The organism is Streptomyces sp. NPDC086077 (genome assembly GCF_040686175.1).
In the GTDB taxonomy this organism is placed as follows: domain Bacteria; phylum Actinomycetota; class Actinomycetes; order Streptomycetales; family Streptomycetaceae; genus Streptomyces.
The window spans coordinates 16,634-39,134 of the sequence record NZ_JBFBJT010000044.1; the positions used below are offsets into that span (position 1 = coordinate 16,634).

Below are 22,501 nucleotides of genomic sequence, written 5' to 3' on the forward strand. Positions count from 1 at the left end.
CGCGCACACGCGAAAGGACGGGGGCGGGGCCGTGGGGTGGTGGCAGGTCAGTGCCGACACGCTCGCCCGTAGCCGCTTCGTCCTCTCCCCCTACGCCGAGACCTTCGCGAGCCTCAAGCTGCTGCACGCCGGTGCCGGTGCGCATCCCGGCGAGCAGGCCTGGCTGCGCGCGCACCTCCCGGCGTACCGGGCCCGGCTCGCGGCCGATCCCGTGACCGCGCTGCTGGTCCGCGCCGGGCTCGGCCGGCACTGGATCGCCGACTTCCTGACGCCGACGCCGTGGGACGGGGAGAGCTTCGCGGAAGCGGTCGCGCGGGTGCGGGCGGCGCCGCCCGGGGCCGTGCGCGGGCATCTGCGGACGTCCCTGGGCTGCCCGCTCCCCGCCGAGCTGGAGCGGGACGATCTCGCCGATCGGGCCGCGCGGCTCGTCGAGTGGGTCTGGCAGGAGGGCGTACTGCCGTACTGGGAGCGCCGGCGGCGGGTGCTGGAGGCCGATGTGGTCGCGCGGACCGCGCAGGTCAGCCGCGGTGGCTGGGCGGCCGTGCTGGACGCGTTGCGGCCGGGGCGGACGCGGTGGCTCGGGGAGAGCCGGCTGCAGGTCAATCTGCACGAGTATCCGCCGCGGGAGCTCTCGGGCGCGGAGCTGCTCTTCGTGCCCGTCACACCGCAGACCGGGTGGGTGTCGTGGGAGGAGCCGCGGCGGGAGCGGTACGCCGTCGTCTACCCGTGTGCGGGCGTGCTCGCCGGCGAACGGAGCCGGCCACCCGTGCCCGCCGGTCTCGGCGCGCTGCTCGGGCGGGCGCGCGCCGAGGTGCTGGTGCTGCTGGAGGCGCCGATGAGCACGACCCAGGTGGTCGCCGTGACCGGGCAGCGGCTGGGGTCGGCGGGCCGGCATCTGCGGGTGCTGCTGGACGCGGGCCTGGTGGCGCGGCACCGGGCGGGACGCTCGGTGCTGTACTCCCGGACAGCGGCGGGAGAGGTGCTCATCAGGTCCGCGGGGCAGCACGTAGCATCCGCACCATGACGACCAATGACGCACACGTATCGGTTCTCGACGTCGACATCGACGCCCTCCAGGGCGGCTCCGCCGACCTCAAGCAGTACCTGGGTCAGACCGTGCTCATCGTGAACGTGGCCTCCAAGTGCGGGCTGACCCCGCAGTACGCCGGGCTGGAGCGGCTGCACGAGCGCTACGCGGACCGTGGGTTCACCGTGGTCGGCGTGCCCTGCAACCAGTTCATGGGGCAGGAGCCCGGCACCTCCGCGGAGATCGCCGAGTTCTGCTCGGCGACGTACGGCGTGACCTTCCCGATGACCGAGAAGGTCGAGGTGAACGGGGAGGGCCGGCACCCGCTGTACGAGCGGCTGACCGGCTTCGCCGACAGCGGGGGCCACAGCGGCGACATCCGCTGGAACTTCGAGAAGTTCCTGGTCGGGCGGGACGGCCGGGTCGTCGCGCGGTTCTCGCCGCAGACCGAGCCGGAGGCGGCCGAGCTGGTGGCGGCCGTCGAGGCCCAGCTCGCGGGTTGACCCTGCCCCTGGGGCAGACATCAGTCTCCTGTCACCGGGCGGCAGGCGCCCGGTGACGGAGGATGACGTGGTGACCGACTCCCAGGACGAGGAACTGCTCACCATCGGCGCGTTCGCGGCGCGGGCCCGGCTGTCGGCCAAGGCCCTGCGGCTGTACGACCGCATGGGGCTGCTGGCCCGGCGTACGTCGACGGGGCCAGCGGCTACCGCTACTACCGCGCCGGGCAGGTGGAACGCGCCCGGCTGGTGGCCCTGCTGCGCCGACTGGACATGCCGCTGGCCCGGATCGCCGAGGTGGTCGAGGCCGAGGGTGTACAGGCCGCCGACCGGCTCACCGCGTACTGGGCGGACGTCGAGGCGCGGGTGGCGGGGCAGCGGACGCTCGCCGAGTACCTCCGTGGACGGTTGTCGGGGAGGAGCTCCGAGATGTACGGAAAGTTCGTGGTCGAGACGGTCGACGTGCCGCAGCAGGTGGTGATCACCGAGTCCCGGCACACGCTGGCGCCTGAGCTGCCGGCCTGGATCGGAGCGTCGCTGGGGCGGTTGGAGGAGGCGGCCCGGGAGTGCGGCGGCGTGGTCGCGGCGCCGTTCGTCGTCTATCACTCCGAGGTGTCGATGGACAGCGACGGGCCGGTCGAGGCGTGCGTGCCGGTCGCCGACGAGGCGGCGGCGCGGGCGTGGGCCGAGGCCGCCGGGCGGGCCCGTCAGGCAGCGGTGCGGGTGGAGCCGGCGCGGCGGCTGGCGTACACCCGGATCACCAAGGCGCAGGTGGCACATCCGCAGATCCTGGCCGCGTTCGAGGCGGTGGAGGAGTGGATGAGGGAGAAGGGGCTGTCGTACGACGGGCCCTGCCGGGAGGTGTACTTCGCGGACTGGGGCGCGGCCGGGGCCGAGGACCCGGTGTGTGACGTGGCGTTCCCCGTCGGGGAGGCGTCGGACGTGCGGTGACGGGAAGCGCCCCGGGGCAGGACCGAGCCCTCTCGGCTAGGACGGCGAACTGGTCGAGAGGGCTCTTGTGATCCTGCTGTGCAGTTGTCGTCGGGAGGCGTCAGGGACGTTCTCTCCTTACGCCTTGACAGAGGCCACGAAGACGCTCCACGCGGTCGCGGGGAACGCGAGGACGGGGCCCTCGGTCACCTTGGAGTCCCGGACGGAGATTGCGGACAGGACAGGGGACTTGATCTCGACGCAGGCGCCGTTGCCCTGGGAGTACGAGGACTTGACCCACGTGTCCGTCGCGCCCTGCTTGATTGCCATTTTCGCTCCGGTAAGCAGTTGCTGAGTTGCTGTGATTGCGCCAACGTTCTTGCTCGATGGCGTGATCGACGCTACTCGCCAACATCGGCGGACGGAGCGACTATTCACTCGACCGGCTGGCATATTCCAGTGGGGTCTTCCGCATTGGCCGGGCAACGGTGTATCTTTCCGCGCCCGCGTCCCAGAGGGTTCAGCGGGCGTAGCTCTTCGCCACATCCGAGAGGAATTCCCGGGTTTGGTCCACATTGAGGGCCTGTGCCCGCAAGTGCTCGTACATCACGCTGTACTTCTGCACGTCGAGCGGCTTCTCCAGGTAGAGGTCACTGGTGACACCCTCGATGTAGACCACGCTGGAGTCCGCGGCGTCCGGGAACTCCAGGATCGCGTACTGCCCGCTCACGCCGGGGTGCGCGCCCATCTGGAACGGGATCAACTGCACGGTGACGTGCGGCAGCTGGGACATCTCCAGCAGATGCTCCAGCTGGTCGATCATCACCTGCTTGTTGCCCACCTCGCGGCGTACGGCCGCCTCGTCCAGCACCGCCCACAGCCGCAACGGGTTCTCGGCAGCGGCAATACGTTCCTGCCGGCGCAGTCGCACCTGCACGCGTTTGTCGATGTCGGTCGGCGTCGCCTCCGGCAGGGCGCCCTGGATCAGCGCCTCGGCGTACTGGCGGGTCTGGAGCAGGCCGGGCACTACCTGCGGGTCGTACACCCGAAGGCTCGCCGCGTCGGTCTCCAGGCCGATGTAGACGCTGTAGGGGATGTCGCCGAAGGAGTGCCACCAGCCCTGTTGGCGCGAGTCCTTGGCCATCTGCATCAGCGAGTCGACGATCCGGTGGTCCTCCACCTCGTAGACACCGCACAGGTCGCGGACGTCGCGCTGGCTGATGCTGCGCCGGCCGTTCTCCAGCCGGCTGATCTTCGACTGGGACACCAGCAGCCGCTCGGCGACCTCCTCGGCCGTCATGCCCTTGAGCTCGCGGAGCCGGCGCAGCTCCTGGCCCAGCCGGCGTCGCCTGACGGTGGGATTGACATTGGACGCCACGGGACGTGCACCTCCGGCTGCGTGCCTCGAACTTGCCACTATGCGTATCTGCTGTTGAGCAGACTGCCACCAAGGTCCTGCTTACCGCTGGGAAACAGCGGATATGCGGCGGGAACGCGGCGGGACGCCAGTTCGTACGAGGGTTACGCGAAGTCCCTGGAGGCGCGGGCGCGCGGACCGGCCGTCGCGCGGGCACACGGACGCGCGGGGCGGCCGGGGCCGTGCGTCGTCCCGACGACGGCTCCCACCGCCCCGCGCGGACCGCTGCGGCTCCCGGAACGGGTCTTGGGGACTCGACTGCGGCGCTGACGGTGCGTGGTGATGCCTGGTGTGTTGCCTGGTGCTGCGTGGTGATGCCTGGTGTGTTGCCTGGTGCTGCGTGGTGACGCCTGATGCTGCGTGGTGGTGCTCGGTGGTACGGCGTGCTGGTGCGCTGCCGTGGGACTGCGGCTCAGTGGGCCACGGCGCGTGCCATCGTGCCGTGGTGCGGCTGCGCCGGGACACCCCGGACCGGTTCCGGCCTGGCTCCGGGGGCGGCCTGACGGCCGGCCGGGGCCGGGCTGCGACGGGGCTGTGCCGCCACGCCGTTCTGAACGTCCATCACGGCGTGTGCCACGAGGCCGCCCATCGGGTCGTGCCTGATCAGGTCCCGCAGCCGGGAGCGGGACGAGCGTCCCTCGTTGCCCGGATACAGGTGCTTGCCGAGACCGACCGCGTGGGCCAGCGCGGCGAGCGCCGCGGTCCGCGGGTCCGGCGGTACGCCGGTGCGGATCGCTGAATCCAGCCGGGCCCTGATCTCCCGGCTGATGGCGTTGTCCGTCGCCTGGTAACGAGTCGTCGGCAACACTCCGCACATCTGTCCGGCCACGGCGTGCACCATGCCGCACCGCTCCAGATGCGAGAGGTAGGTCTGGCGAAGCCCCAATCGTGGCCCGCCGATCCAGTGGACCGCCCGTACGGGGGCGCCGCGTCTGCGCAGCAACTCCAACGCGCAATCCAGTGTCGGATCTCCTGTCGGCCGTGGTACCACCACGGCGATACGATCCCCGTCCGGGGCTATCCGTCCGGCCAGCGCCAGCTCCACTAGCTGTGCTCCGGCCAGACCGAGGTCGAGCGACTGCGGCTGTGCAGTGGTACCCGTGGCCGGGTCCAGCGCCAGCAGCAGAAGCTCTTCCGGAAGTGTTCTGCGGCTCCTGCCCATCCATGCCTCCCCGCGTGGATGAATGACAGGGTGACCCCTCTCACATTGGTCTGTCGAGGGCGCGTGACCTGTTTGTAAGGGAACCAGTAGGTATGTCGTTCTCGTCTTCAGCGTTGGTCAGGTCCGCACACAGGACACTGGTACATGGTTCGGACAGCGCTTCGGGCAGTGCTGTGGGGGCGGTCGTCCGGACGGCGGTTCACGGTTCGGTACGCGCACGGAGGCGTGCGGCGCATGGAGGAGGCATCGGTGGCGGGCGAGTCCCCCGACAGTTCGAAGCAGCGCGAGTCGTCGGCAGAACCGACGTCGGGGAGCGCGAGTCCGGTTCCCGAGGCGAGGAGCGGCGCCACCGCCCGTGACCCACGGCTCGCCGTGGCGCGGGAGTCCGAGAACGGGCGCCCGGACACGGCGACGCGGGTGCTCTCGGTCAAGGAGCGGTCCGAGGAGGCGGCACAGGGAGCTGCCGGGGAGGCGGCTTCCGAAACGCCTTCCCGGGATGCGGCCTCCGAGGAGCGCGCGGGCCGTGAGGAGCGCGAGGGGGCCGAGGGCGACGCAGGCTCGGGCGACTCGGGCGACGAGCGGCTGAGGGCGGCTGTGGCGGCCTGGGTGACCTCCGGCCCGGGCGAGGAGGGCTCCGCCGACGCCTCTGCCGGGAAGGCCGGGGACGACGGCACCGAGGGCGCGGCGGAGGACACGCACGCCGACGCCGAGGAGGCGCGGCGCAGCGCCCAGGCGGACGCCAAGGGCGCGAACGACGGCGCCCAGGACGCCCGGGAGGACGCCGAGGGCGACTCCCAGGACGCACGACGCGGCACCTCGGACGACGCCGAGGACGCGCCGCACGGCAGCCCGGAGGGCACCGACGACGCGCCCCACGACGCTCCGGGCGGCGCCACGGACGCGCACGACGCCGCCGACGGCGCCCGGGACGACGCGAAGGGCGACACCACGCCCGACGCCGAGGGCATGGGCGAGCACGGCGACTCCGAGGCTGACGCCAAGGAGACGGCCGGTGCCGTCCAGGACCCCCGGGGCGGCTCCCAGGACGAGGCGAAGGGCGACCCGGGGCTCGCCGCCAAGGGCACCGCCGAGAGCGGCCCCCGCACCGAGGCGGGGCCCGGCTCCACGCCCCGCGCCAAGGGCGACTCCAAGAGCGCGCCCGGCGACTCCCGTGCCGACGCCCGGCCCGACGCCGAGGGCGACCGCGGCGGCGCCGAGCGGACCCCCGCTGCCGCGCCCGACGCCAAGGACGGTCGCGTCGGCGCCAAGTCCTCCCCCGCCGACGCTCCCAAGGCCGACGCACCGCCCGTGGACCAGCCCACCGCCGTGTTCCGGGCCGTGAAGCCCGCCGTCGATCAGCCGACGACCACGCTGAAGCTGGGGGATGCCAAGAAGCCCGCTCCGAAGTCCGAGTCGGAGGCCGAGCGGACCAGCAAGTTCGTCGCGCTCAAGCCGCTGGACGACCCGTCGACGCGCAAGCCCCCGCCTGCCGCCGACGCGACGACGGCGCTGCCCAGGGTCCCCTCGGACAGGCCCAAGGCCCCCGCCGACGAGACCGCCTTCGTACCGCAGGTCGGGCCGGAGCGGACGACGCAGCAGCCGTTGCCGCCGAAGCCGCCGCTGGACCTGCTGGCCGAGCTGACCAACACTCCGCCGCCGCCGCAGACTCCGCTGCGGACGGCCGCGCGGCGGGTCAAGATCTGGACACCGCTGGTCCTGTTGTTGGTGGTCGCGTTTGCGATCGCGCAGGCGGTCCGGCCGCTGCCTGCGCCGACGCTGGAGCTCACGGCCAAGGAGTCGTACAGCTTCGAGGGCGACGACGTCGCCCTGCCGTGGCCGAGCGAGGGTCAGGGCGCGATGGACGTCGCCGGCATCGGCACGATGGGTGGCTTCGGCGAGCAGAAGCCCGTCGCCATCGGCTCGGTCGCCAAGGCCATGACGGCGTACGTCATCCTCAAGGAGCACCCGCTGAAGGCCGGCCAGGAGGGACCGGAGATCGAGGTCGACGCGACGGCCGAGAAGGAGGGCGGGTACGACCAGCAGGGCAACGAGTCCACGCTGAACACGGTCAAGAAGGGCGACAAGCTCACCGAGAGGCAGGCCCTCTCGGCCATCATGATCCCGTCCGCCAACAACATCGCGCGGCTCGTGGCGCGTTGGGACTCCGGTTCCGAGGAGGCGTTCGTCAAGAAGATGAACGACACCGCCAAGGAACTCGGCATGACCGACACGACGTACACCGACCCGTCCGGGCTGAAGGAGACCACCGTCTCGACAGCCGCGGACCAGGTGAAGCTCGGCAACGAACTGGTGCGGATCCCGGCCCTGGTGGAGATCACCAAGCTCCCTGAGTGGGTCGACCCGTCCGGTCAGAAGTGGCGCAACTGGAACACCCTCGTGCCCTACGACGGCGCCATCGGCATCAAGACCGGCACCACCAGCGCGGCCGGCGGCAACCTGCTGTTCGCCGCCACCAAGGAGGTCGGCGGCGAGACGGTCACGGTGGTCGGCGCGATCCTCGGCCAGCACACCGCGCCGATCATCGACACGGTGAACGCCGTCAGCAGGACCGCGATGCTCGGCGCCCAGGAAGCCCTGGCCTCGGCGAAGATCCTCAAGAAGGGCGACGTCGTCGGGTACGTCGACGACCGGCTCGGCGGCCGGACGCCGGTCGTCGTCACGCAGGACGTCACCGCGGTCGGCTGGGCAGGTCACAAGGTGGAGCTGTCGTTCACCGCGGACGACGTACCGCACACCGCGAAGACCGGGACCAAGGTGGGCACGCTCACCGTGGGCGACGGCAGCGGCGGCGCGGTCGACGTGCCGGTGGCCCTCCAGTCGGACCTCGCCGAACCGGCCTTCCTGGACAAGCTGACCCGCGTCGCCTGACCGGGCAGCGCTTCACCACCCCTCGCACCCCGTCGACAGAGCCCTCCCCGGGCGCCCGTCGGCGGGGTGCGTGCTAGCGTCACGAAACGGGACAGGGTACCCGCGTACGGGACGGGAGCGGGAACGCCTCGTCACAGGGCCGGGAACGGCCGGGAAACGGGGTATGCGGGGGAGAGCAGAAGACGGGACACGGGGAGCGCCACAGGTGGCCACTGCGGAGCCGACACGCACCGACGACACCGGTCCGGACCAGGGAGCCGGTCCGCGAATACGCGTGCCCGCCCGGCCGCCCGGCGGATCGCCGCGCGAACCGCGCGAAGCACGCGAACCGGACTCCCCTCGCGAGCCCGACGCGCCGGACGCGCCGCCCGGCATGGCCCTGCGTGAGCGGCTGAAGCGGCTGGCACGGCATCCCGTCCTCCTCACCACCGCCGTCGCGGGAGTGCTCCACGTCACCTGGTTCTTCACCTTCGCGAACAGTGGAGGGGACCTCGCGGCGCAGGACGCCTGGGCCGAGTTCGTCGGCCGGCACCCGGACTCGGCGTACAACCTCGCCTGGTACGGCGGGATGCACCCGGTCTCGTACAGCGTGGTCTCGCCGTACCTGATGTCGCTGCTCGGGGTGCGGACGACGATGATGATCGCGGGGACGCTCTCCGCGGGGCTGCTGACGCTGATCCTGATGCGCAGCCGGGTGGTGCGGCAGCCACTGTGGGCCGGGCTCGCGGGGGTGTTCGGGCTGCTGTGCAACGCGGCGTCGGGGCGGGTGACGTTCGGACTCGGCACGCTGTTCGCGCTGGGCGCGGTCGCGGTGGTGTTCTGCTGGCCGTACCGCTGGCGTCACAAACGGTGGGCCAAGGCCCTGTGCGCGGCGCCGCTCGCCGCCCTCGCCACTATGTCCTCGCCGGTCGCGGGGTTGTTCGTGGGGCTGGTCGCGGTCGCGCTGTTCCTGCAGAAGCGGCGGCCGGGCGCGTGGGCGCTGGGGCTGGCGCCCGCCGCGGTGGTGGCGGTGTCGGCCTGGGCGTTCCCGTTCTCCGGCACCCAGCCGATGTCCTTCGGGTCGACCCTGCTGCCCGTGGTCTACGCGGTGCTCGTCTTCCTGCTGGTCCCGCGCGACTGGACGACGGTCCGCATCACCTCGGCCGTGTACGGCCTGTCGGTGCTGCTGGTGTGGCTGATCAGCTCGCAGATCGGGTCGAACATCACGCGGCTGTCGATGCTGTTCGCGGGGGTGGCGCTGCTGGCCGCGCTCCCGTTCGCGGTGCCGCGCTCGCGCAAGTGGTACGCGATCGCGGTGGCCTTCACCGGGTTCGTCGTCTGGATCGGCTACAAGTCGGTCGACGACGTGGTCCATACGACGCCGCGGGCGTCCTGGGCGCGTGAGCTGGCCCCGCTGGTCAACGAGCTCCAGGAGGTCGCCGCCGGGAAGGGCCGCGTCGAGGTGGTCCCGGCCCGCTCCCACCGCGAGGCCTCCGCGCTCGCCCCGTACGTCAACCTCGCCCGGGGCTGGAACCGGCAGGCGGACATGGAGCGCAATCCGCTCTTCTACGACGACACCCTCAACTCGGCCAACTACCACGAGTGGCTCAAGCGCTGGGCCGTGCACTACGTCGTACTGCCCAAGGACGAGCCGGACGGGGACGGCGGTGAGCGCGAGCGGCAGCTGGTGCAGCGCGGGCTGCCGTATCTGACGCAGATCTGGGGGGACGCGAACTGGCAACTGTTCGAGGTGACCGACCCGACCCCGCTCGCCGATCCGCCGGCCACCGTCGAGCGGGCCGAGCAGGGCGAGATGACGCTGCGGGTGGAACAGCCGGGCCGGGTGCTGATACGGGTGCCGTACTCGCCGTGGCTGAAGCTGGTCGACGCGAAGGGCGAGGGGGTTCAGGCGCCGCAGGAGACGGAGGCCTCCAAGGACCGGCCCGAGGGCACACCGAAGACGTACCGCAACGTGAACGGCTGTCTGATGGAGACCGAGGAGGACGCCGAGGGCGACAAGTGGACGGTGCTGGTCGCACCGCGCGCGGGGACGTACCGGCTGGCGTCGCCCTACGAACTGCCGCGGGGAACGTCGTGCCCGGAGGAGCTCAGGTGATCAGCGGAGCCGGTCGACGTACCGGTCCGTTCCCGGCACGGTGGGGATGAAGGGGGCGACCAGCTCCGTACGGCCCAGTTCGCGGGGTACGTCGAGGTCGCTGAAGTGCTCCTCCCAGCAGTCCCTCGGATCCGCCTCCAGGAACCACAGCAGGGTCAGCCGGGTGTCGACGCCCTCGACCTGCTTGACGTAGGTCATGCGGTCGCCGGGCAGCGGCACCGGGCGGAAGACGGTCACCAGGGCGGCCGGGGAGTTCCTGAGCCGCCTGGGGAGGTGGCGGTCGCGCAGCCACTCCAGCAGGGCGGCGCGGCGCTGCGGCGACTCTGCGTCGACGACCTGGAGGACGAGTCCCGCGTAGGGGTGGTCGAGGGCGTGGAAGTCGCGGGGCCCGGCGGCGCCGTCGCGGTAGACGGTCGCCTCGTGGTCCTGGAACGCGGTGAAGACGTGGGTGCGGGCGTGGTGGACGCGGGCGTCGCGGTTGAGGCGCTTGTTGATCGCGACGGTCCACCGCATGTGGTCGGCGTGGCGGCCCTCGGTGATCCAGTACGTGGAGAGGTAGCAGCCGACGGTGACGGGCTGGGCGATCGCCGACTTCTCGGGGTGGCGCAGGAGTTGCAGGTCACGGGTGGCGACCCAGCGGCGGCCGGCGTACATCCAGGGCATGGCCATCGCGCCGGCGTAGTAGTGGTCTTCCTCGTACCAGCGGTTGTAGGCGTACTCGTGGCCCGGGTGCGGCTCGACCATGGTGATCAGGGCGTGGCCTGGGTGGACGCCGTAGGGGCCGACGGCGGCCAGCCCGGCGTAGAGGTCGCTGCGGGTCTCCTCGGACATCGAACCTTCCCTCCTCCTGTGCTCCCCCATACTCTGACGCTCCGTCAGATGACGTGCCAGACCCAGGGAGGCCCCCATGTCGCTGCTCTCCGGAAAGACGGTCGTCGTCTCGGGCGTCGGAGCCGGACTCGGCCACCAGGTCGCGGCCGCCGTGGTCCGGGACGGCGGGAACGCGGTGCTGGGCGCGCGGACCGAGGAGAACCTCGCCAAGAGCGCCGCCGCGATCGATCCGGACGGCGCGCACACCGCGTACCGCGCGACGGACATCACCGACGAGGGGCGGTGCGCGGCGCTGGCCGGGCTGGCGCGGGAGCGGTTCGGGGGGATCGACGCGGTGGTCCACGTCGCCGCCTGGGACAGCTGCTTCGGCGGGCTCCAGGACGCCGACTTCGCCACCTGGCTCGCGGTGCTCGACGTGAACCTGCTGGGCTCGCTGCGGATGACGCGGGCGTGCCTGCCGGGAATGAGGGAGCGCGGCGGGGGGTCGGTGGTGTTCATCGGTACGCAGTCGGCGGTGGCGGCCCCGTCGCAGGTGCGGCAGGCGGCGTACGCGGCGTCGAAGGGGGCGCTGACCAGCGCGATGTACTCGCTGGCACGGGAGCTGGGTCCGCACCGGATCCGGGTCAACACCGTGCTCCCGGGCTGGATGTGGGGCCCGCCGGTGCAGGCGTACGTGCGGTTCACGGCGCACACCGAGGGGGTGCCGGAGGAGGAGGTGCTGGCGCGCCTGGCGGACCGGATGGCGTTGCCGGAGCTGGCCACGGACGGGGACGTGGCGGACGCTGTGGCGTTCCTGGCGTCGGACCGGGCGCGGGCCGTCACGAGGCAGTCGTTGCTGGTCAACGCGGGGGAGCTGATGCGCTGACCTCTTCACCAGTGTTCAAGTAGATGAACTCAGGTCATCGTGCAGAACTTTTTTGCTTGCTCTTGACCTTCCACTTGCTTGTCGTGCTCGCGTCGACGCACCCAGGATGAGCGGGCCGTTCACCAGGCGGATCCCGGAAGGTTGACACATGAACAGTCTCGACTGGGCCGTGCTCATCGGCTACTTCGGCGTGATGGTCGCGATCGGCGTGTGGTCGCACAAACGCGTCGACAACGTCAGCGACTTCTTCACCGCCGGCGGCAAGATGCCGTGGTGGCTGTCCGGTATCTCGCACCACATGTCGGGATACAGCGCGGTGATGTTCACCGGGTACGCGGGGATCGCCTACACGTACGGGGTCACGTCGTTCGTGACGTGGTCCTTCCCCATCGCGCTGGGCATCGCCATCGGGTCGAAGCTGTTCGCGCCCCGGATCAACCGGCTGCGCTCCAGACTCCATGTGGCCTCCCCGCTGGAGTACCTGAAGAACCGTTACGACCTGAAGACGCAGCAGGCCCTGGCCTGGTCCGGGATCCTGCTGAAGATCGTGGACGTGGGCGCCAAGTGGGCCGCGATCGCCACCCTGTTGTCGGTCTTCACCGGCGTCTCCCTGAACCAGGGCATCCTCATCACCGGTGTCGTCACCGGCATCTACTGCACGATCGGCGGGCTGTGGGCCGACGCGCTGACCGAGCTGGGGCAGTTCGTGATCCAGCTCCTCGCCGGCGTCGCGATGTTCGTCGCGGTCGTGGTGAAACTCGGCGACTACGGCGGCTTCTTCGGCGTCTGGGACCGGCCGGAGCTGGCCGGCCACGAGAAGCCGCTGGTGGGGCCGTACGGCACGGTGTTCCTGCTGGCGTTCCTGTTCATCAAGCTGTTCGAGTACAACGGCGGCATGCTCAACCAGGCCCAGCGCTACATGGCGACCCCCAACGCCAAGGAGGCCGAGCGGTCGGCACGGCTGTCGGCGGTGCTGTGGCTGGTGTGGCCGCTGGTGCTGTTCTTCCCCATGTGGATGTCGCCGCTGCTGGTCGACGCGCAGAAGCCGGACGGCTCCGACTCGTACGCCCTGATGACCGAACAGCTCCTGCCGCACGGCCTGTTGGGTCTGGTCATCGTCGGCTTCTTCTCCCACACGATGGCCATGTGCTCCTCGGACGCGAACGCGATCGCCGCCGTCTTCACCCGGGACGTCGCACCGGTGCTGTCGGCGAAGGCACGCACCTGGTCGGAGCGGTCCGGGCTGATCAGCGCGCGGCTGACGACCGTGGTGTTCCTCGCGCTGTCCATGGCGGTGGCGACGCAGGTGAACTCGCCGACGTTCAAGGACATCATCACGGTGGTCATCAAGTGGGTGGCCGGTCTGATGGGACCGATCGCCATCCCGATGATGCTCGGCCTGCTGCGCCCGTTCCGCCGCTCCGGCCCGACGGCGGCGCTCACCAGCTGGGCGGCGGGGCTGCTGGCCTTCTGGCTGGTCAACTACCCGATCAACTGGAGCGTCGAGGGCGGGGTGCCGCTCCAGTACCAGGTGTCGATCCCGCTGGCGGTGTCGCTGGTCCTGTACATCCTCATCGGCTACCTGAAGCCGGAGGACACACCGGACCGGCTGGCGGTCATCGAGAAGATCAACACGGACGACGACAGCGCGGCGGCGACGGTGCCGGCGCAGGGCGGCGGCGTGGAGGACGGCCTCGGCGCGGGGTCAAGGACTAGCTGAGCACACGTCACACGGATACGGCGCAGGGCCCCGCTCCTCCGGGAAGCGGGGCCCTGCGCCGCCTGCCGGCCGGCGTCAGCCGCGCAGCACGCGGCCCTGCTTGTCGGTGCGGTCCTTGCTGGTGAGGAACAGGATGCCGTCGATCAGCGCCCAGAAGCCCAGGCCACCGCAGGTGAGCAGCTGCGCCACACCCACGCCGACGGAGCCGACGTAGAAGCGGCCGATGCCGAGGGTGCCGAGGAAGATCTGGAGGATGCCCGCGACGATCTTGGACTTGTCCGAGTACGGGCGGCCGAGCGGGTCGACACCGTACGGGGCGTCGGCGGTGGGGACGGTCATGTGAACTGCTCCTGAGAAGTACGCGAAGGGCCGGAACGGGGAGTTCCGGCAGCAGGAGGCAGCCGTCACCGACCAGGTCCGCATCCTGCGGCCGTGTCCTGAATACGCCCGCACATGACCTCGTCACGCCCGGCCGTCCCCCCGATGACCAGGAGCATATGGAGACGACCGAGGCCGAAGGGAGTGGCGGGAAGTGATTGTGCCTGTTCCGTGATCAAGACCATCGGGCGGGTTGTCAGCAGACGTTGCGGGCGACCGTCCAGACCACGGCGGCGGTGAGGATCAGCGCCTGGGTCCGCCGGCCGATGCGGGGCCGCCAGTGCCGGCCGCGCAGCCCCTCGCGGATCCAGCAGCCCAGCAGCGCGAGCGCGAAGGGCGAGGCGAGCAGCAACGCCCGGTTGTCCAGCCAGGCGGCGTCGAGCCGGCCGTGCATCAGGTCGTACACCATGCGGGTGCCGCCGCAGGCGGGGCAGAGCAGCCCCGTGACGAAGTGGAACGGGCACCGCGGCAGGAGTTGCCCCGCCCGGTGCGGGTCGGTGCCGTAGAGGTGGACGGATCCGGCCGCCCCGGCGGCGAGCACGGCGAGCGGCGCCGTGGCCGGATGTCTCGGCAGGAGCCGAAGAACCGGGCCGCGGCGGGGCGGACGGACCGTCTCAGCCACGCAGGACGCGTCCTTGCGCATCGGTGTGGTCCCCGGTCAGCAGGAGGATCGCGTCGATCAGCGCCCAGATGCCGAGCCCGCCGCAGGTGAACAACTGGCCCAGAGCCATGCCCACATGGCCTGTGTAGAAGCGTCCGACACCGAAGCAGCCCAGGACGAACTGGAGCACGCCCGCGACGATCTTCGACTTGTCGGAGTACGGGCGTCCGTAAGGGTCGTAGCCGTAGGGCGCGTTGGGGTCACCGGTGTAGGTGCCGGGCGGGACCGGGCCGGCATAGCCCGGCTGCTGCTGGTACTGGTGGGGGTAGCCGTACGGGCCGGGCTGGCCGCCCGGGTAGGGGCCCGAGCCGGGGTAGCCGTACCCGGACGGCGGGGGCTGAGGCGGCTGAGGCGGCTGAGACGGCTGCTGCGGCTGTTCGGACACGTGAGGATTCTCCCGTTGGTGATCGCATGAAAGGCAAGTGAGATGAACGAAGGTCATCTTGCAGGAGTGAACCGCCGGGAGGAAAGCCGCGCCCGCAGGTCAGGACCTCGGATAGCGGGCCAGCCAGGCCGGGGAAGCGGTGGCCGGGGTGTGGAGGGCCGGGCCCTGGGTCATTTCCATGGCGAAGTCGTCGGCGAGTTCGAGGATCGTGGCGCGGCCCTCCAGCTCGGCCAGCCAGGCCGGGGGCAGGGCGGTCTCGCCGTGCAGGGCGCCGAGGAGGCCGCCGGTGAGGGAGGCGGTGGCGGCGGAGGGGCCGTCGTGGTTGGCGGCGAGGCGCAGGCCGTGGCGTACGTCCTCGCCCACCAGGGCGCAGTAGACGGCGGCGGAGACAAGCCGGTCGGCGGTGCCGTCACCGGCCAGGTCGGCGACGCGGTCCGGGGTCGGGATGCCCTGCCGTACGGCGCCCAGCGCCTGCTGGAGGGCGGCGGAAACCGGCTGGTGGCCGGGCCGGGCGGCGAGCAGCGCCAGCGCCCGCTGCACGGCGCCGTCGAGGCTCTCGCCGCGCGCCAGGGTGTGCACGATGACTGCGTACGCGCCCGCCGCGAGGTAGGCGGTGGGGTGACCGTGGGTCTGGGCGGCACACTCCACGGCGAGCTGGACGACGAGTTGCGGCTCCCACCCTACGAGCAACCCGAAGGGCGCGGAGCGGGCGGCGGCCTCGGGGCCGGTCTCGCCGGGGTTCTTGGGTGCCTCCAGCGTGCCCATGATCTCGTCGGCGAGTCCGAGCAGCAGGGTGCGCGCGGGGTCCCGGCGGACGTACAGCCACTCCTCGCGGGCCAGCCATCCGTCGTCCTTGCGGCGCTCGTCCGGGCCCCAGTCGCGCTGGGTGGCGGCCCAGCGCAGGTACGCCCGGTGCAGGTCGGTCGGCGGGTGCCAGGCGCCGGTGTCGCGGCGGACCTGGGCGCGGATCAGCCCGTCGACGGAGAAGAGGGCGAGCTGCGTGAGGTGGGTGACGGCGCCGCGTCTGCCGTAGGCCGGGGCGAGGTCCACGACGCCCTCCGGGCCGTGCGCCGCCCGGATGCCGTCGATGTCCAGCCCGTCGACGGGCGCGCCCAGCGCGTCCCCCACGGCGGCACCGAGCAGCGTCCCGCGCACCCGGCTACGGAAGTCCTGCTGCTCGGCACGACCCCACACGGCGCCCGCTGTCGCATCCACCAGACCTCCCCAGGGCACCGTCCGTACGTACGACAGCTCAGCACTGTATTCGACGGGGAACGGTCCGTTCAGGGGGCGGATCGGTGTGCGGGATCTGCTGGACGTGGTCGTGATCGGTCGCTTATGAGCCGTACCGCGTCACATTGCGGCTGCGAGCACAGCCCTGCCTCGGCCTCCGCCGCATCGCGGATCACCCTGATCCCGGCGATCGCCTCGGACGGGTCCCGGTCTCCGGTCTCCACGAGTCGCTCCAGCTCCCGCAGGCGCTCAGCCCGCACCGGATGGCGTTCCATCGCGACGAACACCGCCCAGGAGTGCACGAACGCGCGCAGAGGCGCCAGGCTCCGGGTCTGCTGGGCGCGTTGGTCGTGGCCTCGGAAAGGTGCTGCGTGAGGGCGGGAAGCCGGCTCGGGGCAATGCGGGCGACCGCGCGCCGCAGCGCGTCCGGGGTCAGCTCGGCAGGGGAATCGGCGGACCGGTTACCGGCATCTCCTACGCCGCCTCTCGAGCGGGGTGGCGGCAGTCGCGGCAGCGGCCCGGGAGCCCGACGGCAGGCGCTCCTTGGTGCGCGACAGGTACCCGTGCTTCTCCAGCTCCCGCAGTGCCGAGGCGATCCGCGTCTCGCCCTCGGGGAACTTGGCCGCCAGGACCTTGATGCCGACCAGGGCTCCGTCCGGCAGCGACTGGATGTGGGTGGCCAGACCGATCGCCGTCAGCGAGAGGTCGGGGTGCTGGGCCAGATGATTTCCGATGACGGTGAACTCCTCGTCGTGGCGTGCTTCCACGTGGGCGACTCCGAGGTGGGAACGGACGGATCGGGGGCGCGCGTGCGCGCTAAGGTGCTTCTCAGTCATCGGGAAGGTCTCTTCTTCCTGGGTGATCAGGCCCTCGTTCGGGATGGCAGTCCCGGCGGGGGCCGATTCGTTGTGCGGGGTCTGGTGAAGTCGACGGTGCCCGACCAACTCGGCGCGCCACCAGTCGAACTGGAGGTGATCACCCGAACAGGTGACCAGTGGTGCGGTTGATGACGGGCTGGGTGGGGCGGGGTGGGTTCTTTCCCTGGTTCTTTGTCTTTGGCGTCGGGCCCGACCGGGTCACAGGTCACCTCGATCCGGGGCCATTTCGGCCCATACGGTCTTGCCGCCGGCCGGTGCCTGGTCGACGCCCCAGCGGTCCGCGTACGCCGCGACGATCAGGAGGCCCCGTCCCGACTCCGCGCACTCCGCGCCCGCTTCCTGGATGTGCGGGAGCCGGTCACCCCGGGCGTCGGTCACCTCGACGCGCAGGGTGCCGTCCTCGTACAGCCTCAGCGCCAGCCTGAAGTCGCGGCCCAGGACCCGACCGTGCGTCACGGCGTTCGCGGCCAGCTCGGCGACGACGTCAGCGGAGCCGTCCAAGTACGTGCCCCACTCCTCCAGTTGCCGCTCCGTCAGCAGGCGGGCGAGGCGTGCGCCCCTGCGGGTGGCGGACAACAGGACCGTGAAGTGCTGGGTGAGGCTGACGACTTGCGGGGGGAATTTCTGGCTCATGTCACCCAGCGTGGTCATCCGCTCCTACTCTGAACAGCAACGGCCTCGGTACGTTCCGTGACTGTCCGGACGCTGAGCGGGGTCGTACGGCTCGTACAGAGGGAGGGGAAGACGCGTGGAGGACGAGGAGGCCGCGGCCGTTCTCAGGGCGGTCGGCCGGCAGATCAAGGTGTGGCGCGAGGCCGCCGGGATGAGGCAGGCGGAGTTCGGGGCCGCGATCGGGTACGGGGAGGAAATGGTCTCGTCCGTGGAGCGGGCGCGGCGGATTCCCAAGCCCGACTTCCTGGACAAGGCCGATGAGGTGCTTGGGGCGGGCGGCAAGCTGTCCGTGATGAAGGAGGACGTGGAGAAGGCTCGGTACCCGAAGAACGCCAGGGACTTGGGGAAGCTGGAGGAGGAGGCCGTCGAGCTGGGAGCCTACGCCGGCCTCAACATGCACGGGCTGCTGCAAACCCCGGAGTACGCACGTGCCCTGTACGCGATGCGGCAACCTGCCTTCACGGAGGATGAGATCGAACGCCACGTGGCCGCCCGCATGGCTCGGCAGTGCATCTTCGAGCGGACACCTCTACCGCTCCTCACCTTTGTCCAGGAAGAGGTGACGCTGCGGCGGCCGATCGGGGGCAGAATGGTGCTCCGGCGACAACTCGAACATCTGTTGAAGATGGGGGAGTTGCGGCACGTCGAGATCCAAGTGATGCCCACGGACCGGGAGGATCACGCGGGCATGATGGGGCCGTTGCGGGTACTGAAGCTCCGGAGCGGCAAGTCTCTGGGGCACTCGGAGGGGCAACTCCTGAGCCGCGTGATCAGTGAACCCCGGGACGTACAGATCCTGGAGATGCGCTATGGAATGATCCGGGCGCAGGCCCTCTCACCGCGGGAGTCACGGGCCTTCATCGAGAAAGTGTTGGGAGAAGAGACATGACCTCCGCCCTGGAGTGGTTCAAGAGCAGCTACAGCGGCAACGACGACTCCGACTGCGTCGAGGTCGCCATATCCCACCCCGCCATCCACGTCCGCGACTCCAAGGACCCGCGCCGCACCCCCCTCACCTTCGGGCCGCAGGCCTGGAGCGACTTCGTGGAGCGCACTCGTTAGCTTGGGCATGCCCTGACGCTGGTAGAGAATAGGCATGTCCACAACCACCTCAGGCACCACCAGACGCACCCTCCCCCTGGCCGCCACGGTCCTCACCGGCACCCTGGCCCTCTACATCGCCTTCGTCGCCTTCGGGAACATCACGGACTTCGGCACCAACCAGGACTTCGTCCGGCATGTTCTCGCCATGGACACCACGTTCAAGGACGACGACCTGATGTGGCGGGCCGTCACGGACACCGCGCTCCAGGACGCGGCGTACGTCGCGATCATCGTGTGGGAGACGGTCGCCGCGCTCGTCCTCCTCGCGGGTACGTGGTTCTGGGCGCGCGGCCCCCAGGCGCTGGCCCGGCGGATATCGACGTACGGGCTGCTGATGGTGATGCTGCTGTTCGGCGCCGGGTTCCTCGCGATCGGCGGTGAGTGGTTCGCGATGTGGCAGTCGCAGGACTGGAACGGGCTGGACGCGGCGACCCGGATCTTCCTGGTCAGCGGTGTCGTCCTGCTGGTGAACCACCTGCCCACCGGTCAGGCCGACCCCACTACTTGACGACCGTGACCTTCGTCCCCGCCGTCCCGAACGTCCACAGCGCCGAGCTGTCCGCCGACTTCATGCGGATACCGCCGGTCTGTGTGCCGGACGCGGCCGGCGGGGGCGAGGAGCCGTCCACCGCGGCGGAGAAGGCGATGTCGACACCGGACTTCCCGGCGAAGTAGACGATGTGCTCGATCTCCACGCCGTCCGAGCCCGTGGTGGCGTCCGTCCGGGTCCCGACCGTGTACGTGCCGGGGTCGGGGTCGACCGTGCCGGGCCACACCGTGAACGTGCGGCGGGGGCTGTCACTGGCGTCGACCAGCCACACCCGCCGCTCCCCCAGCGCGTAGACGATCCGCCGGCCGGTCCCGGAGTCGTCGGGCACGACCGGCGGGGCCGGCTTGCTCGGCTTGGGCTTGGCGCTGACGGACGCCGAGGGGCTGGGCCGGGTCGCCGCGGCCGTGGGGCGCTGCCCCTGCCCGGCCTGCACGGCCAGCACGACGACCGCCGCGATCGCCCCCACGGTCAGGCCGGACACCCAGGCCCAGGAGGGAAGCCGTCGGGCAGGCACGGGCACGCATCTCCTCAGTCTCCGACCCCCGACACACCGAGGGTCGGATCATCGTACTGTGCGTGCCTGAACGCCCCTCCCTCAGTCCAGCACCGGCAGCAGCTCCGGCAGGTGGCCGTCGGAGGCCGCCGCCGCCCGCTGCCGCTCCTCGGGGACCTCGCCGTACAGAGTGGTGCGGGGACGGGCCGGGCGGCCCGCCGCCTCGGCCACCGCCACCAGGTCGCGCACCGACTTGTAGGAGCCGTAGGACGAGCCCGCCATGCGGGAGATCGTCTCCTCCATGAGGGTGCCGCCCAGGTCGTTGGCACCGGAGCGGAGCATCTCCGCCGCACCCTCCGCGCCCAGTTTGACCCAGCTTGTCTGGATGTTCGGGATGTGGGGGTGCAGGAGCAGCCTCGCCATCGCCGTCACCGCCCGGTTGTCCCGCACCGAGGGGCCGGGGCGGGCGATGCCCGCCAGGTACACCGGGGCGTTCGTGTGGATGAAGGGGAGCGTGACGAACTCCGTGAACCCGCCCGTCCGCTGCTGGATGCCGGCCAGCGTGCGCAGGTGGCCCAGCCAGTGGCGGGGCTGGTCCACGTGGCCGTACATCATCGTGGACGAGGAGCGGATGCCCAGTTCGTGGGCCGTGGTGACCACCTCGATCCAGGTCGCCGTGGGCAGCTTGCCCTTGGTCAGGACCCAGCGGACCTCGTCGTCCAGGATCTCCGCCGCCGTACCGGGGATGGAGTCCAGGCCCGCCTCCTTGGCGGCGGTCAGCCACTCCCGGACGGACATCCCCGTCCGGCTCGCGCCGTTCACCACCTCCATCGGCGAGAAGGCGTGCACGTGCATGCCGGGGACGCGCTCCTTGACCGCCTTCGCGATGTCGAAGTACGCCGTCCCGGGCAGGTCCGGGTGGATGCCGCCCTGCATGCACACCTCCACCGCGCCCACGTCCCAGGCCTGCTGGGCGCGGTCCGCCACCTGGTCCAGGGACAGCGTGTACGCGTCGGCGTCCGTGCGGCGCTGCGCGAAGGCACAGAAGCGGCAGCCGGTGTAGCAGACGTTGGTGAAGTTGATGTTGCGGGTGACGACGTACGTCACGTCGTCGCCGTTCACCGACTTGCGCACGTCGTCGGCGATGCGGGTGAGGGCGTCCAGCGCCGGGCCGTCCGCGTGCAGCAGCGCCAGCGCCTCCTCGTCCGTCAGGCGCGTCGGGTCGTCCGCCGCCGTCCTCAGCGCCGCGCGCACGTCCGTGTCGATGCGCTCCGGGACCATGCCCGGGGCGGCCGCCTCGCGCAAGGCGCCCCAGTCGCCGTACACCTCGTCGAAGTCGTCGCGGCGGTCCGAGGTGCGGCCCTCGGTGTCGATCGTGGTGTGCAGGTCCGTACGGCCGGACGAGACGAACGCCTCGTCCGGCTCCTGCCAGGGCAGCCCCTCGGGCAGCGCCCCGGCACGCGCGAGGCCCGTCTCCGGGTCGGCGAGGGCCGCGACGTGCGGGCGCAGGCGCGGGTCCAGCCAGGGCTCGCCGCGGCGCACGAACTCCGGGTAGACACAGAGGCGTTCGCGCAGTTCGAAACCGGCCGCCGCCGACTTCTCCGCCAGCTCCTCGATCTGCGGCCAGGGGCGCTCGGGGTTGACATGGTCGATGGTCAGCGGGGAGACGCCGCCCCAGTCGTCGATGCCGGCGCCGATCAGCCGCTCGTACTCCGCGTCCACCAGGTTGGGCGGCGCCTGGAGGCAGGCCGACGGGCCCATGATGTGCCGGGCCACCGCCACCGTCGCGACCAGTTCGTCCAGTTCGGCGTCCGGCATGCCGCGCATCGCCGTGTCCGGCTTGGCGCGGAAGTTCTGGATGATCAGTTCCTGGATGCCGTGGTAGGCCCGGGAGACGCGGCGCAACGCGAAGAGGGACTCGGCACGCTCCTCGTAGGTCTCGCCGATGCCGATGAGGACGCCGGAGGTGAAGGGGACCGAGGAGCGGCCCGCGTCCTCCAGCACCCGCAGCCGTACGGCGGGTTCCTTGTCCGGGGAGCCGTGGTGCGGGCCGCCGGGCTCCGACCAGAGGCGCTCGGCCGTCGTCTCCAGCATCATGCCCATGCTCGGCGCCACGGGCTTCAGACGCTGGAAGTCCGTCCAGGTCATGACGCCCGGGTTGAGGTGGGGCAGCAGGCCCGTCTCCTCCAGGACGCGGATGGAGATGGCGCGGACGTAGGCGATGGTGTCGTCGTAGCCGTGCGCGTCGAGCCACTCGCGCGCCTCGGGCCAGCGGTCCTCGGGCTTGTCGCCGAGGGTGATGAGGGCTTCCTTGCAGCCGAGGGCCGCGCCCTTGCGGGCGATGTCGAGGACCTCGTCCGGCGACATGAACATCCCGTGCCCGGCGCGGCGCAGCTTGCCGGGCACGGTGACGAACGTGCAGTAGTGGCACTTGTCCCGGCACAGCCGGGTCAGGGGGATGAAGACGCTCTTCGAGTACGTGATGACGCCAGGTCGGCCGGCCGCTTCCAGTCCCGCGTCCCGCACCCGGGCGGCGGACGCGGCGAGGTCGTCGAGGGCCTCGCCGCGGGCCTGGAGCAGTACGGCCGCTTCGGTGACGTCGAGGGCGACGCCGTCACGGGCGCGTTTGAGGGCGCGACGCAGGGAGTTCTCGGTGGGGCCGGTTCCGGAGGTCGCGGAAGTCGTCATTCTTCGAGCATACGGTCGAGCTG

Annotated in this window: 20 protein-coding genes and 3 pseudogenes; 10 read left to right on the forward strand and 13 right to left on the reverse strand. The window is 71.2% G+C overall.

Annotated features, from left to right (window positions below):
- The first annotated feature begins 31 nt into the window (after window positions 1-31).
- The 3 genes and pseudogenes from AB0O67_RS15455 to AB0O67_RS15465 all read left to right on the forward strand — a co-directional run bounded on the left by AB0O67_RS15455 (window position 32) and on the right by AB0O67_RS15465 (window position 2,478).
- Complete coding sequence (locus AB0O67_RS15455; RefSeq protein WP_365450107.1) at window positions 32-1,024, forward strand: winged helix-turn-helix domain-containing protein; 993 nt, start codon at window positions 32-34, stop codon at window positions 1,022-1,024.
- Entirely contained in the window at window positions 1,021-1,530 is a 510-nt protein-coding gene (locus tag AB0O67_RS15460; protein WP_365450109.1) for a glutathione peroxidase, read from the forward strand. The genes AB0O67_RS15455 and AB0O67_RS15460 overlap by 4 nt, the downstream gene beginning before the upstream one ends.
- A gap of 52 nt (window positions 1,531-1,582) precedes the next feature.
- Window positions 1,583-2,478 (forward strand): annotated as a pseudogene (locus AB0O67_RS15465) (MerR family transcriptional regulator).
- Between the two features lie 117 nt (window positions 2,479-2,595).
- Here the strand turns inward: AB0O67_RS15465 and AB0O67_RS15470 are convergent.
- The 3 genes from AB0O67_RS15470 to AB0O67_RS15480 form a co-directional block, all read right to left on the reverse strand.
- The gene (locus AB0O67_RS15470) at window positions 2,596-2,787 is read right to left on the reverse strand and encodes a DUF397 domain-containing protein (protein ID WP_141311170.1); all 192 of its coding nucleotides are present in this window, start codon (window positions 2,785-2,787) and stop codon (window positions 2,596-2,598) included.
- Between the two features lie 190 nt (window positions 2,788-2,977).
- The gene (locus AB0O67_RS15475) at window positions 2,978-3,835 is read right to left on the reverse strand and encodes a helix-turn-helix transcriptional regulator (protein WP_365450112.1); all 858 of its coding nucleotides are present in this window, start codon (window positions 3,833-3,835) and stop codon (window positions 2,978-2,980) included.
- A gap of 451 nt (window positions 3,836-4,286) precedes the next feature.
- Window positions 4,287-5,036 (reverse strand): GPP34 family phosphoprotein, encoded by a 750-nt coding sequence (locus tag AB0O67_RS15480; protein ID WP_365450114.1) that lies wholly within the window; start codon window positions 5,034-5,036, stop codon window positions 4,287-4,289.
- A 234-nt stretch (window positions 5,037-5,270) separates the two neighbouring features.
- Here AB0O67_RS15480 and AB0O67_RS15485 point away from each other — a divergent pair, with 234 nt between their 5' ends.
- Window positions 5,271-7,925: a D-alanyl-D-alanine carboxypeptidase gene (locus AB0O67_RS15485; protein WP_365450116.1), complete on the forward strand. Its 2,655-nt coding sequence runs from the start codon at window positions 5,271-5,273 to the stop codon at window positions 7,923-7,925.
- Window positions 7,926-8,130: 205 nt separating this feature from the next.
- Window positions 8,131-10,020, forward strand: a complete 1,890-nt coding sequence (locus tag AB0O67_RS15490) for an MFS transporter (protein ID WP_365450118.1) — start codon at window positions 8,131-8,133, stop codon at window positions 10,018-10,020.
- On the opposite strand, the gene AB0O67_RS15495 is transcribed toward AB0O67_RS15490, so the two are convergent.
- Entirely contained in the window at window positions 10,021-10,851 is an 831-nt protein-coding gene (locus tag AB0O67_RS15495; protein WP_365450120.1) for a hypothetical protein, read from the reverse strand.
- 76 nt (window positions 10,852-10,927) lie between these two features.
- On the opposite strand from AB0O67_RS15495, the gene AB0O67_RS15500 reads away from it, so the two are divergent.
- Window positions 10,928-11,716 carry an SDR family oxidoreductase gene (locus AB0O67_RS15500; RefSeq protein ID WP_365450122.1) on the forward strand — a complete coding sequence of 263 codons (789 nt, stop codon included), beginning with the start codon at window positions 10,928-10,930 and terminating at the stop codon, window positions 11,714-11,716.
- A 148-nt stretch (window positions 11,717-11,864) separates the two neighbouring features.
- Window positions 11,865-13,436 carry a sodium:solute symporter family protein gene (locus AB0O67_RS15505; RefSeq protein ID WP_365450124.1) on the forward strand — a complete coding sequence of 524 codons (1,572 nt, stop codon included), beginning with the start codon at window positions 11,865-11,867 and terminating at the stop codon, window positions 13,434-13,436.
- A 75-nt stretch (window positions 13,437-13,511) separates the two neighbouring features.
- Here AB0O67_RS15505 and AB0O67_RS15510 read toward each other — a convergent pair whose 3' ends face one another.
- From AB0O67_RS15510 to AB0O67_RS15540, 7 genes and pseudogenes are all read right to left on the reverse strand, one after another.
- Window positions 13,512-13,775, reverse strand: coding sequence for a TM2 domain-containing protein (locus AB0O67_RS15510; protein WP_365450126.1), 264 nt, complete (start codon window positions 13,773-13,775; stop codon window positions 13,512-13,514).
- A gap of 235 nt (window positions 13,776-14,010) precedes the next feature.
- On the reverse strand, window positions 14,011-14,436 hold the full coding sequence (locus AB0O67_RS15515; protein ID WP_365450128.1) for a DUF2752 domain-containing protein: 426 nt from the start codon (window positions 14,434-14,436) through the stop codon (window positions 14,011-14,013).
- On the reverse strand, window positions 14,429-14,860 hold the full coding sequence (locus AB0O67_RS15520) for a TM2 domain-containing protein (RefSeq protein ID WP_365450130.1): 432 nt from the start codon (window positions 14,858-14,860) through the stop codon (window positions 14,429-14,431). Before AB0O67_RS15520 ends, AB0O67_RS15515 begins: the two co-directional genes overlap by 8 nt.
- Window positions 14,861-14,959: 99 nt before the next feature.
- The gene (locus AB0O67_RS15525; RefSeq protein ID WP_365450132.1) at window positions 14,960-16,075 is read right to left on the reverse strand and encodes an ADP-ribosylglycohydrolase family protein; all 1,116 of its coding nucleotides are present in this window, start codon (window positions 16,073-16,075) and stop codon (window positions 14,960-14,962) included.
- A 158-nt stretch (window positions 16,076-16,233) separates the two neighbouring features.
- Window positions 16,234-16,564, reverse strand: a pseudogene (locus tag AB0O67_RS15530) (DUF6247 family protein); the annotation flags it as partial.
- A gap of 53 nt (window positions 16,565-16,617) precedes the next feature.
- A pseudogene (locus AB0O67_RS15535) lies at window positions 16,618-16,929 on the reverse strand (helix-turn-helix domain-containing protein); the annotation flags it as partial.
- A gap of 240 nt (window positions 16,930-17,169) precedes the next feature.
- On the reverse strand, window positions 17,170-17,604 hold the full coding sequence (locus tag AB0O67_RS15540) for an ATP-binding protein (RefSeq protein WP_365450134.1): 435 nt from the start codon (window positions 17,602-17,604) through the stop codon (window positions 17,170-17,172).
- Window positions 17,605-17,719: 115 nt separating this feature from the next.
- On the opposite strand from AB0O67_RS15540, the gene AB0O67_RS15545 reads away from it, so the two are divergent.
- From AB0O67_RS15545 to AB0O67_RS15555, 3 genes are read left to right on the forward strand one after another with little or no spacing between them, the layout of a single operon-like run.
- Window positions 17,720-18,532: a helix-turn-helix transcriptional regulator gene (locus AB0O67_RS15545; protein WP_365450136.1), complete on the forward strand. Its 813-nt coding sequence runs from the start codon at window positions 17,720-17,722 to the stop codon at window positions 18,530-18,532.
- Window positions 18,529-18,705 (forward strand): DUF397 domain-containing protein, encoded by a 177-nt coding sequence (locus AB0O67_RS15550; RefSeq protein WP_365450138.1) that lies wholly within the window; start codon window positions 18,529-18,531, stop codon window positions 18,703-18,705. The genes AB0O67_RS15545 and AB0O67_RS15550 overlap by 4 nt, the downstream gene beginning before the upstream one ends.
- Window positions 18,706-18,739: 34 nt before the next feature.
- A complete protein-coding gene (locus tag AB0O67_RS15555; protein WP_365450140.1) occupies window positions 18,740-19,255 on the forward strand; it encodes a DUF2165 domain-containing protein in 516 nt (171 codons plus the stop codon).
- Here AB0O67_RS15555 and AB0O67_RS15560 read toward each other — a convergent pair.
- Window positions 19,248-19,811 carry a hypothetical protein gene (locus AB0O67_RS15560; RefSeq protein ID WP_365450142.1) on the reverse strand — a complete coding sequence of 188 codons (564 nt, stop codon included), beginning with the start codon at window positions 19,809-19,811 and terminating at the stop codon, window positions 19,248-19,250. The two genes, AB0O67_RS15555 and AB0O67_RS15560, sit on opposite strands and share 8 nt — an antisense overlap.
- An 81-nt stretch (window positions 19,812-19,892) precedes the next feature.
- Window positions 19,893-22,478, reverse strand: coding sequence for a bifunctional FO biosynthesis protein CofGH (locus AB0O67_RS15565; RefSeq protein WP_365450144.1), 2,586 nt, complete (start codon window positions 22,476-22,478; stop codon window positions 19,893-19,895).
- Window positions 22,479-22,501: the final 23 nt, after the last annotated feature.